Origin of the sequence: Pantoea sp. Ap-870 (genome assembly GCF_011752515.1) — a bacterium.
GTDB classification, from domain to species: domain Bacteria; phylum Pseudomonadota; class Gammaproteobacteria; order Enterobacterales; family Enterobacteriaceae; genus Pantoea; species Pantoea dispersa.
The window spans coordinates 886750-899079 of the sequence record NZ_VWXG01000001.1; the positions used below are offsets into that span (position 1 = coordinate 886750).

The 12330-nt window shown below is 57.6% G+C and carries 7 protein-coding genes and 1 other RNA gene; 4 read left to right on the plus strand and 4 right to left on the minus strand.

Annotated features, from left to right (window positions below; all coding sequences use genetic code 11):
* Positions 1–209 precede the first annotated feature (209 nt).
* The gene (locus F3J41_RS04370) at positions 210–953 is read left to right on the plus strand and encodes an EAL domain-containing protein (protein ID WP_021506240.1); all 744 of its coding nucleotides are present in this window, start codon (positions 210–212) and stop codon (positions 951–953) included.
* A gap of 97 nt (positions 954–1050) precedes the next feature.
* Positions 1051–2490: a YdiU family protein gene (locus F3J41_RS04375; RefSeq protein ID WP_166710028.1), complete on the plus strand. Its 1440-nt coding sequence runs from the start codon at positions 1051–1053 to the stop codon at positions 2488–2490.
* Positions 2491–2496: 6 nt separating this feature from the next.
* Here the strand turns inward: F3J41_RS04375 and F3J41_RS04380 are convergent, their stop codons facing one another.
* Both F3J41_RS04380 and F3J41_RS04385 read right to left on the minus strand, forming a co-directional pair.
* On the minus strand, positions 2497–3543 hold the full coding sequence (locus F3J41_RS04380) for a 3-deoxy-7-phosphoheptulonate synthase (RefSeq protein ID WP_166710030.1): 1047 nt from the start codon (positions 3541–3543) through the stop codon (positions 2497–2499).
* 150 nt (positions 3544–3693) lie between these two features.
* Positions 3694–4521 carry a pyruvate, water dikinase regulatory protein gene (locus tag F3J41_RS04385; RefSeq protein WP_021506237.1) on the minus strand — a complete coding sequence of 276 codons (828 nt, stop codon included), beginning with the start codon at positions 4519–4521 and terminating at the stop codon, positions 3694–3696.
* A 449-nt stretch (positions 4522–4970) separates the two neighbouring features.
* Between F3J41_RS04385 and ppsA the strand changes: the two genes are divergently transcribed.
* A complete protein-coding gene (gene ppsA, locus F3J41_RS04390; protein WP_166710032.1) occupies positions 4971–7358 on the plus strand; it encodes a phosphoenolpyruvate synthase in 2388 nt (795 codons plus the stop codon).
* A gap of 140 nt (positions 7359–7498) precedes the next feature.
* Here ppsA and rprA read toward each other — a convergent pair.
* Together rprA and ydiK are read right to left on the minus strand one after the other, a co-directional pair.
* An RNA gene (rprA, locus tag F3J41_RS04395) (antisense sRNA RprA) lies at positions 7499–7606 on the minus strand.
* A 330-nt stretch (positions 7607–7936) separates the two neighbouring features.
* Entirely contained in the window at positions 7937–9049 is a 1113-nt protein-coding gene (gene ydiK, locus F3J41_RS04400) for an AI-2E family transporter YdiK (protein ID WP_021506235.1), read from the minus strand.
* Positions 9050–9253: 204 nt separating this feature from the next.
* On the opposite strand from ydiK, the gene F3J41_RS04405 reads away from it, so the two are divergent.
* Positions 9254–12307 carry an FAD-binding and (Fe-S)-binding domain-containing protein gene (locus F3J41_RS04405; protein WP_166710034.1) on the plus strand — a complete coding sequence of 1018 codons (3054 nt, stop codon included), beginning with the start codon at positions 9254–9256 and terminating at the stop codon, positions 12305–12307.
* The last annotated feature ends 23 nt before the right edge of the window (positions 12308–12330 follow it).

Sequence of the window (12330 nt, forward strand, 5' to 3'; positions counted from 1 at the left end):
TACCGCAATCGGGTTTGCGACTAAAAATAGACGTCAGTGAATTTAATCAGTATGGACATTAACCTGGATCATTTGGCTTAAGTATTATTTGATGCAGAAAAGTCGGTAATTAGACAGAAAACGGCGTCTCTTCTAACGTTTGGTCCTATTGCCTGACCGTTTTCATTGATATACGATGCGCCAATTGCCACTGCATCTGGCTGTAAAAAATGAAAGTCCATTTATCTGCCGACTATCAGTCGGAAACCTGGTTTTATCCTGCCTATTCTCTGGCGGGCCAGCTGACTGCGGTTGAGCTGGTCACCCAGTTTGTTCACGACAGTGCACCGATTACGCTGCCGCAGGACTTGCTGTTGCCGCAGCTTGACGATGCCCAGCAATTACGTTTGCTGCAGAGCCAGTTAGTGCTGCTGGAAAAGTACCGTGACTTTTTTGAGTTACATCAAATTATCGCGCTGGTTCGTATTGATGAATCTATGGCCACGACGCTATTGGCCAGTGAGTTTCTCTTAAGGAAATTTAAACAACTTCCCTTTATTGTTTTGGATATCAGTGAAACGTTTCCGCAATTATCGGCTGGTAAAAAGCAGCCGCTGTTAGCGCGCCTGCAACAGGAATTTCGCTTATCGCTTTCTCAATTTGGGGCAGGAAAAGCACCGGCTACGGCAGTATACGAAAATCTGTTTAGCGTGTTAAAAATGGACAAAGCGTTTATTCATGCGCTGGCAAAACGTGCCTCATTTACGCCATTTATTCAGACTGTTATCGATAATTTTTCCGCTTACGCCCCGCAAATAATTATTTGTGGCGTTGACGATAATGCCCTGCTGGAGAAAGTCAGTTCCCTGAGCGGCGCACAGCTGCAGGGCAGCCTGTTCCCGGTGGTTAAAGCGGAACGGTTAAGCGATCTCATCTATCCGCACGTCACGCTCACCACGCCTTCACAGCAGTAACCTTTCATCTGTCTTCTCCGTCACTCCGACGGTAGACTACGCTTTATCTTTAAACGCAATGCGGGTGGCGCACCGTTGCGCACCTTCCGGAGTGTCGATGCAATTTATTAATAGCTGGCAGCAGACGTTGCCGGGATTCTACACCGCGCTGGACCCAACGCCGCTTGCCGGCGGGCGGTTGTGTTATCACAATGACGCGCTGGCGCAGGAGATGGGCCTGGATGCCGCGCTGTTTGCTGGCCAGGGCCACGGCGTGTGGTATGGCGCAGCGTTGCTTCCCGGCATGTCGCCGCTGGCGCAGGTCTACAGCGGGCACCAGTTTGGCGTGTGGGCCGGTCAGCTGGGTGACGGACGCGGTCTGCTGCTGGGCGAACAGCAACTGACCGACGGCCGCAAACTTGACTGGCATCTGAAAGGCGCGGGCCTGACCCCCTATTCACGCATGGGTGATGGCCGCGCGGTGATCCGCTCCAGCGTGCGCGAGTTTCTCGCCTCGGAAGCGCTGCACCATCTTGGCATCCCGACCACGCGCGCGCTGGCGCTGGCCATTGGCGACGAACCGGTCCAGCGTGAAACCCGCGAGCGCGGCGCGATGCTGATGCGCATCGCCGACAGCCATCTGCGTTTTGGTCACTTCGAGCATTTCTATTACGGCGGTGAGCCGGAGAAAGTACGCCAGCTGGCGGACTACGCAATTCATCATCACTGGCCGCAGCTGGAGCAGGAGGCCGATCGTTATCTGTTGTGGTTTACCGATATCGTCAAACGTACCGCCAGCCTGATTGCCCAGTGGCAGAGCGTCGGCTTCGCGCATGGCGTGATGAATACCGACAATATGTCGATCCTCGGCCTGACGCTCGATTACGGGCCATACGGTTTCCTTGATGACTACGATGCGGATTTCATCTGTAATCACAGCGATTATCAGGGGCGCTACGCCTTCAGCAACCAGCCGATGATCGGCTTGTGGAATCTTAACCGCCTGGCGCATGCGCTGTCCGGTTTGCTGAGCACGGAACAGTTGAAACAGGCGCTCAGCCATTACGAAAGCGAGCTGATGCGGGTGTGGGGCGAGAAAATGCGCGCGAAGCTCGGGTTGCTGACCGCCGATGCGGGGGATAACGCCATCCTCACTGACCTGCTGGCGCTGATGACCGCAGAGCACAGCGATTACACCCTGACGTTCCGCCTGCTGAGCGAGACGCAGCAGGCAGAGACGCGTTCACCGCTGCGCGATGAGTTTATCGACCGTGACGCCTTCGACCGCTGGTATCACGGCTATCGCCAGCGCCTGCTGCAGGATGGCGTCAGCGATGCGCAGCGTCAGGCAGTCATGAAAGCGGCTAACCCGGCGCTGGTGTTGCGCAACTATCTGGCCCAGCAGGTGATCGATGAGGTTGAGCAGGGGGAAACGGCGGCGCTGGCCAGATTACATCTGGCGCTGCAGCAGCCGTTTAACGAGGCGGCTATCAGCCCGGAACTGCGCCAGCGGCCGCCGGAGTGGGGAAAAACGCTGGAGGTAAGCTGCTCCAGCTAGCAGGCATCAGAAGCGGCTGTCCACGGCAGCCGTCAGCAGCGCCAGCACCTCCGCGCTGTCATCCCAGCCGAGGCACGGATCGGTAATCGACTGGCCATAGGTCAGCGGCTGGCCGCTCACCACTTTCTGATTCCCCTCCTGCAGGAAACTCTCAATCATTACCCCCGCCACTGCCCGTGAACCGGCCCGGATCTGCGCCGCCACGTCCTGCGCCACATCGCGCTGGCGGCGATGCTGCTTCAGGCAGTTGCCGTGGCTGAAGTCGATCACCAGCTGTTCCGGCAGGTTGAAGTCGCGCAGGTTGGCGGCCGCAGCGGCGACATCTTCAGCGTGATAGTTCGGCTGACGCCCGCCGCGCAGGATCACGTGACCGTGCGGGTTGCCGCTGGTCTGATAAATCGTCATCTGTCCGGTTTTGTCGGGTGACAGGAACATATGGCTGACGCGCGCAGCGCGAATCGCATCAACCGCGATCTGCACGTTGCCGTCGGTGCCATTCTTGAAGCCCACCGGGCAGGAGAGCGCCGAGGCCATTTCACGGTGAATCTGGCTCTCGGTGGTGCGCGCGCCAATCGCGCCCCAGCTGATCAGGTCGGCAATAAACTGGCCGATCACCATATCGAGGAATTCCGTGGCGGTTGGCATGCCGATGGCGTTGATATCCAGCAGCAGCTGGCGCGCGATAGCGATGCCGCGGTTGACGTCGAAGCTGCCATCGAGATCCGGATCGGAAATCAGACCTTTCCAGCCGACTACGGTGCGCGGCTTCTCAAAGTAGGCACGCATCACAATTTCCAGCCGGTCCTTGTGCTGTTCACGCAGCAGATTGAGACGCTCTGCGTACTCCAGCGCGGCCTTTGGGTCGTGCAGCGAGCAGGGGCCGATAATCACCAGCAGGCGTGGATCTTCACCGGTCAGGATGCGCGCGATACGCTGACGCGCGGCGGTAACGTTAGCGGCAATCGCCGCCGAAATGGGGTGTTGTTGCGCCAGCGCGGCCGGCGTCAGCAGCGTGCCGATGCGCGCGGTGCGCAGTTCATCAGTTTTGTTCATTGGGATTCTCAAAAATCTGTTCTTCGCAGCGGTGAAATACCGGGAAGTGATGATGATCACAATAAACCATTAGCCCGTGAATTCAACCAGCTAAATCAAAAGGCTATTCATTACTGACGGCAGCCAGGCTTTACAACCTGGCAGGTGAGGTCAGTACATGCTGCGGCGCAGGCCCATGATGTCGAGGATTTTGGTGGCGATCTCTTCGACAGAGTAATTGGTGCTGTTGAGATAGCGAATCTGATGGGTGCGGAACAGCGCTTCCACTTCACCGACCTCCAGCCGGCACTGACGCATCGACGCATAGCGGGTATTTTCAGCGCGCTCCTGACGAATCGCCGCCAGCCGTTCCGGATCGATGGTCAGGCCAAACAGCTTGTGCTGATGGGCGCGCAGCGCAGGCGGCAGCTTTAGGTTGTCCATGTCATCAGCGATGAACGGATAGTTAGCCGCGCGGACGCCAAACTGCATCGCCAGATACAGGCTGGTCGGGGTTTTGCCGCAGCGCGATACCCCCAGCAGAATCACCTGCGCATCTTCCAGCCCGCGCAGCGAAATACCGTCATCGTGCGCCAGGGTGTAATCAATCGCGGCGATGCGGGCATCGTATTTACCTAAGTTACTGGCCGTCAGGCCGTGGGTACGGTGCGCCACCGGCATCGAGGCCACGCCCAGTTCGCTCTGCAGCGGTGCCACCAGCGCCTGCACGATGTCCTGGCAGAAACCTTCGCTCTCCAGAATGATGTCGCGCACCTCTGGTGTGACAATCGAGAAAAACACCAGCGGGCGCACGCCGCTCTGCTGGTAGAGCGCATTGATCTGGGCTTTCACCGCCTGGGCGCGCTGCACATTCTCCACGAACGGCAGCGTCACGCTGTTGGTATTCACCGGAAACTGTGACAGTACCGCGTGGCCCAGCACTTCCGCGGTGATGGCGGTGCCGTCAGAGATATAGAATACGCTGCGTTCAGTGCTCATGGTTGACCTCATGCTTTTGTTTACTTTTGCGTAACATTATCGCCTAAAATATTTCATTTTCACTAAGGGTAAAATGAAATATCCATATCTGCCCGGCGAATAATCTATTTTTACGCTGCGCTGATTACCCATCATAGATGAAATGCCAGGTTATTCAGCGCTAATTTCTCGCTTTTGCCCGCGCGGGCGCAAAATAAAAACGGCAGGCGTTGCGCAACAAAAAAACGCGGATAACCTCATGAAAAAGTGAAAAATATCGCATTGCCAATAGGTTGGCAAAAAATAGCTGCGTTGCGCAACAAGGCGCTTTTCGGGGAGTAATCCGATTTTAACGCTGATTTTCTGCTTTAACGATTCAACACTTAGTCTTTATTAATTGATTGTGCCAGGCTGATTTGGCGAATAGCAAAATGTTCCATGTGCTCCAATCATTTAAAAGGATAATCTCAATGTCCAATCAAGACCAACAGTCGCTAGTGCTCTGGTACAACCAGCTTGGCATGCATGATGTTGATCGGGTAGGGGGCAAGAATGCTTCCCTGGGAGAAATGATTACCAATTTGTCGTCGCTCGGGGTATCCGTGCCAAACGGCTACGCGACGACATCTTTCGCTTTTAATCAGTTTCTCGACCAAAGCGGACTGAACCAGCGTATTTATGCATTGCTGGACAACACGGATATTGATGATGTTGCAGCGCTGGCGCAGGCCGGCAAACAGATTCGTCAATGGGTGGTGGATACGCCTTTCCAGCCAGAGCTGGAAGCGGCGATCCGCAGCGCCTATGAACAACTTTCTGCTGATGACGCCGAAGCCTCCTTTGCGGTGCGCTCTTCGGCCACCGCCGAGGATATGCCCGATGCCTCGTTTGCCGGCCAGCAGGAAACTTTCCTTAACGTGCAGGGCTTCGACGCGGTGCTGGTGGCCGTGAAGCACGTATTCGCCTCGCTGTTTAACGATCGCGCCATTTCATACCGCGTGCATCAGGGCTACGACCACCGTGGCGTGGCACTCTCGGCCGGTGTGCAGCGCATGGTACGTTCCGATCTCGCCTCCTCCGGCGTGATGTTCACCATTGATACCGAATCCGGCTTCGACCAGGTGGTGTTTATCACCTCGGCGTTTGGTCTTGGCGAAATGGTGGTGCAGGGCGCGGTCAACCCGGATGAGTTTTACGTGCACAAACCGACGCTGGCCGCTAATCGCCCGGCGATTGTGCGCCGTACCCTGGGCTCGAAGAAGATCCGTATGGTGTATGCCGATTCGCAGGAGCACGGCGAACAGGTGCGCATTGAGGACGTGGAACAGGAACAGCGAGACCGCTTTAGCCTGACCGATGACGAAGTGCAGGCGCTGGCGCGCCAGGCGGTGCTGATTGAGCAGCACTATAAGCGTCCGATGGATATTGAGTGGGCCAAAGATGGCCACACCGGCAAACTGTTCATCGTGCAGGCGCGGCCGGAAACGGTGCGTTCCAACGGACAGGTGATGGAACGCTACAGCCTGCAGGGCAAAGGCAGCGTGCTGGTGGAAGGCCGGGCCATCGGTCATCGCATCGGTGCGGGTGAAGTGAAGGTGATTCACGATATTAGCGAGATGCACCGCATCGAAAAAGGCGATGTGCTGGTCACCGACATGACCGACCCGGACTGGGAACCGATCATGAAGAAGGCGTCGGCGATCGTCACCAACCGTGGCGGGCGGACCTGTCACGCGGCAATCATTGCACGCGAGCTGGGCATTCCGGCGGTGGTGGGCTGTGGTGACGCCACTGAGCAGCTGAAGGACGGTCATAAGGTCACGGTGTCATGCGCTGAAGGCGATACCGGCTATGTGTATAACGATCTGCTGGACTTTGAAGTCACCAGTTCGCAGGTTGATACCATGCCGGATCTGCCGCTGAAAATTATGATGAACGTCGGTAACCCGGATCGCGCCTTTGACTTTGCCTGCCTGCCCAACGAGGGCGTTGGTCTGGCGCGTCTGGAGTTCATCATCAACCGCATGATTGGCGTGCACCCGAAAGCCCTGCTGGAGTTTGATCAGCAGACGCCGGAACTGCAGGCGCAAATTGGTCAGATGATGAAAGGCTTTGACGATCCGGTGGAATTCTACATCGCGCGGCTGACCGAAGGGATCGCCACGCTGGGCGCGGCATTTGCGCCGAAGCGGGTGATAGTGCGGTTGTCGGATTTCAAAACCAACGAGTATGCCAACCTGGTCGGCGGCGAGCGTTACGAGCCGGAAGAGGAAAACCCGATGCTGGGCTTCCGCGGTGCCGGACGCTACGTGGCCGACAGCTTCCGCGACTGCTTTGCGCTGGAGTGTGAAGCCGTGAAGCGCGTGCGCAACGAGATGGGGCTGACCAACGTTGAGATCATGGTGCCGTTTGTACGCACCGTCGATCAGGCCGAGGCCGTGGTGGCCGAGCTGGCGAAGCAGGGCCTGAAACGCGGCGAGAACGGACTGAAGGTGATCATGATGTGTGAGATCCCGTCCAACGCGCTGCTGGCAGAGCAGTTCCTGCAGCATTTTGACGGCTTCTCTATCGGCTCCAACGACATGACGCAGCTGGCGCTGGGGCTGGATCGCGACTCCGGCGTGGTGTCGGCGCTGTTTGATGAGCGCAACGATGCGGTGAAGGCGCTGCTGTCGATGTCGATTCAGGCGGCGAAGAAGCAGGGTAAATACGTCGGTATCTGCGGCCAGGGACCTTCCGATCATCAGGACTTTGCTGCCTGGCTGATGGAGCAGGGCATCGACAGCCTGTCGCTCAACCCGGACACCGTGGTGGAAACCTGGCTGAGCCTCGCTGAGCTGGACGCGGCCAAAGCATAATCTGTTACACCTGCCTGGTGCCCGGCAACCGTCGGGCACCTGTCCCTTATCCCATCCCACTTTTCACAACATAAGATTGCCATAAACCCAGCGCTGACGGCGTTCGCCGCCGGGCCGCTCTGTTTATCGCTGAATTGCAGGCAAAAAAAAGCCCATCACAGGGGATGGGCAAAGACTACACACAGCAATTCTTCACTTTACTCAGGGGAAAAAGGTTGTTTAAAAATCAGTGGCTTGATTTAAAACATAGTGAACATGTTATTCACCGCCGCCGCTGGCGTCTTTAAGAATCCTCTTATTAGTTTAAAGCTGATAATCTTTCATTACGTTTTATGACCCATCCGGCACAGGAATCAGTGCGAAAAATAATCATTTTATCGGTGCGATCGGGCTTAAACGCTGAAAAGTGCGTTTTTTCTTAAAAATCACTAATGGAAAAAATTATTGTGCCGCGAAATTAAGTGGTACGGATTAATGAGTGTTAACCACGGCTGACTAATGCAAATCGCGTTGGGTGATGTGAGGGAAATGCGGATAAGCAAACCGGGCTGGACGCCCGGTTATGCGCCGGAAGCGCGTTACGGCTGCGGCTCTTCGTGTTCGGCCAGTGCTTCGATGGCCGTTTCCGGATCGTCATCCGGTGCCGGCGCTTCATGCATCCACACCGAAACCAGCCGGTAAGAGACCGCCAGTACGACCGGACCGATAAACAGTCCAATCATACCGAAGGCGATCAGCCCGCCGATGACGCCGGAAAGTATCAGAATCATCGGTAAATCGGCGCCCATGCGAATCAGCATTGGACGCAGCACGTTATCCAGCGTGCCTACCACGCAGCTCCACACCAGCAGCACCGTGCCCCAGGTGGTGTCGCCGCTCCAGTAGAGCCAGATAATTGCCGGCACCAGCACAATCAACGGTCCAAGCTGCACCAGGCAGGTAAGAATCATTAATACGGTCAGCAGCGTGGCATACGGAATGCCGGAAATCGCCAGGCCGATGCCGCCCAGCACGCCCTGCACCAGCGCGGTCACCACCACGCCGAGCGCCACGGCGCGGATCGCCTGACCGGCCAGCAGCACGGCGGCGTCACCGCGCCGTCCGCCCATGCGGTAGGCAAAGTGACGGATGCCGAGACCAACCTGCTCACCGCGCCAGTACAGCAGCACGCTGAACAACAGCATCAGGGCAAGGTGCAGCATGAAACGGCCAAAATGTCCGGCCTGGGCGACAAAGAAGCCGGTGGTGCGGCCAATATAAGGCTGGACCTGGCTCATGATCGCCGCGCCGCCGCCATCGATCAGTTTATGGTAGCTGGAATAGAGTTTGCGTCCGGCATAGGGAATATCGCGCAGCCAGGCAAGATCCGGCAGCACCAGATGGCGCTGGGTCGCCCAGGCGATGACCGGCGCGCTGTTATCAATCAGGCTGCTGACCAGCAGCGCGATAGGAATAATAAACAGCAGCAACAGCAGAATCGTCATGGCAATCACCGCCAGCGAACGGCGACCCCACAGCAGTTGCTGCAGACGAATCATCAGCGGCCAGGTGGCAATCACCACCATGCTGGCCCAGGCGAAGCCGAGAATGAACGGCTGCACCACCCACAGACAGGCAATGATCATCAGCAAAATAAACATCAGCGAGAACAACATTTGCGGTAGATCCACACCGCGTTGCAGGCTTTTCATCACAACACAGACCTCAGTAATCCTTCAGGAGGGCGCTCCGCGGCGCCTTCACAATGATGATCTATTTCCTGAAAATTAAACAGAAAAAGCAGCGCGACGCGGCCGTTTTCCTGAAAAAACAGCGGGCGGCAAAAAAATGTGATACAACCAAGAGCTGAAAAAAATTAACCACGCAAACGTTTACAACATCCCGGTCACGAAATAATGATCCCACAGATTTCTCAGGCGCCAGGCCTCGTTCAACTGGTGCTGACATTCCTGCAGTCGCTGAAAGAACAAGGTTTTACCGGCGACACCGCGACCAGCTATGCCGACCGCCTCACGCTCTCCACCGATAACAGCATCTATCAGCTCCTGCCCGATGCGGCGCTGTTTCCGCGTTCAACGGCGGACGTGGCGCTGATCGCCCGACTGGCTGGTGAGCCGCGTTTCAACAGCCTGGTGTTTACCCCGCGCGGCGGCGGTACCGGCACTAACGGGCAGTCGCTCAATCAGGGCATTGTGGTCGACATGTCGCGCTACATGAACCGTATCCTCGAGATCAACACCGAGCAGGGCTGGGTGCGGGTAGAAGCCGGCGTGGTGAAGGACCAGCTCAACGCCTGGCTCAGGCCGTACGGCTTTTTCTTCTCTCCGGAGCTGTCGACCAGTAACCGCGCCACGCTGGGCGGCATGATCAATACCGATGCCTCCGGTCAGGGATCGCTGGTGTATGGCAAAACCTCCGATCACGTCGAAGGCCTGCGTGCCGTGCTGCTGGGCGGCGAAATTCTTGATACGCGCGCCATGCCGACCGCGCTGGCGGAACAGCTGGCCACGACGCCGACCGCTGAAGGGCGCATCTATAAAGCAGTGCTTAACCGCTGCCGCGAGCAGCGTGAACTGATTCTGGCAAAATTCCCCAAACTGAACCGCTTCCTCACCGGTTATGACCTGCGCCATGTGTTCAGTGATGATTTGCAAACTTTCGACCTGACGCGCCTGTTGTGCGGCGCCGAAGGCACGCTGGCCTTTATCACCGAAGCCCGGCTGGATATCACACCCATTCCCAAGGTGCGCCGGCTGGTGAACATTAAGTACGATTCGTTCGATTCCGCACTGCGCAATGCACCTTTTATGGTCGAGGCGCAGGCCCTGTCGGTGGAGACAGTGGATTCGAAAGTGCTGAACCTGGCGCGCGAGGATATTGTCTGGCATTCGGTCAGCGAGCTGATCACCGATGTGCCAGGCAAAGAGATGCTCGGCCTGAATATTGTCGAGTTTGCCGGCGACGATGCGGCGCTGATTGCGCAGCAGGTGACCACGCTGTGCGCGCGGCTGGATGAGCTGATGGCGCAGCAGCAGGGTGGCGTGATGGGCTATCAGCTGTGTGATGATCTGGCGGGCATTGAGCGCATCTATAACATGCGTAAAAAAGCGGTAGGTCTGCTTGGCAACGCCAAAGGGCGCGCCAAACCGATTCCGTTCGTGGAAGACACCGCCGTGCCGCCGGAGCATCTGGCGGATTACATTGTGGATTTTCGTGCGCTGCTCGACAGCCACGGCCTGAGCTACGGCATGTTTGGTCACGTGGATGCCGGCGTGCTGCACGTGCGTCCGGCGCTGGACATGTGCGATCCGCAGCAGGAGAGGCTGATGAAGCAGATCTCGGACGAAGTGGTGGCACTTACCGCGCGCTACGGCGGTCTGCTGTGGGGCGAGCACGGCAAAGGCTTTCGCGCCCAGTACAGTCCGGCGTTCTTTGGCGAAACGCTGTTTAATGAGCTGCGTCGCATCAAAGCGGCGTTCGATCCGGATAACCGTCTCAACCCCGGCAAAATCTGTACGCCGCTGGGTAACGACGAACCCATGATGCAGGTCGATGCCGCCACGCGCGGCAGCTGGGATCGCCAGATTCCGCTGACGGTACGCAATGACTGGCGCGGCGCGATGGAGTGTAACGGCAACGGACTGTGCTTCAACTTTGACGTGCGCAGCCCGATGTGCCCGTCGATGAAAATCACCCGCAATCGTATCCATTCGCCAAAAGGACGCGCCACGCTAACACGTGAGTGGCTGCGCCTGCTGGCGGAGCAGGGCGTTGACCCGCTTAAGCTGGAGCAGGCCTTGCCAGCACAGGGCGCCAGCCTGCGCAGTCTGATTCAGCGCACGCGCAATTCGTGGCATGCGAAGCAGGGCGAATATGACTTCTCGCATGAAGTGAAAGAGGCGATGTCCGGCTGCCTGGCGTGTAAAGCCTGTTCGACCCAGTGCCCGATTAAAATCGATGTGCCGAACTTCCGCTCGCGCTTCCTGCAGCTTTATCACACCCGCTATCTGCGCCCGGTCAGCGACCATCTGGTGGCGTCGGTTGAAAGCTATGCGCCGCTGATGGCGAAAGCACCGCGGGTGTTCAACTTCTTCCTGAAACAGCCGTGGATGCGCGACCTCAGCCAGCGCCACATCGGCATGGTGGATCTGCCGCTGCTCTCCTCGCCGAGCCTGAAGCAGCAGCTGAGCGGCCACCCGGCGATGCGGGTCACGCTGGAGCAACTGGAGGCGATGGATGCGGCCCAGCGCGAACAGCACGTGCTGGTGGTGCAGGATCCGTTTACCAGCTATTACGAAGCGCAGCTGGTGACCGATTTCATCCGGCTGATTGAAAAACTCGGCTACCGGCCGGTGCTGCTGCCGTTCTCACCTAACGGGAAAGCGCAGCACGTGAAAGGTTTTCTGCAGCGCTTTGCCCGCACCGCTGGCAAAACCGCTGAGTTCCTCAACCGGGTGGCGCAGCTCGGTGTGCCGATGGTCGGTGTCGATCCGGCCACGGTATTGTGCTATCGCGACGAATATCAGCAGGTGCTGGGCGAGCAGCGCGGCGCGTTCAGTGTGCAGCTGGTGCATGAATGGCTGCACGGCGTGCTGGCCGGGCGCGAGGAGCAGATCGCCAGCGGCGAAGCCTGGTATCTGTTTGCCCACTGCACTGAGGTCACGGCGCTGCCGTCAACGCCGAATCAGTGGCAGGCTATTTTTGCCCGTTTTGGCGCGAAGCTGGAGAACATCAACGTGGGCTGCTGTGGCATGGCCGGCACTTATGGTCACGAGAGTAAAAATCTGGCCAACTCGCTGGGCATTTATGAACTGTCGTGGCATCCGCAACTGCAGAAGCTGCCGCGTCAGCGCTGTCTGGCGACCGGCTTCTCCTGCCGCAGCCAGGTGAAACGCGCCGAGGGCAACGGTATGCGCCATCCGCTACAGGCTTTGCTGGAATTGATGTAAACAAATTGTAGGAGCCGTCACAA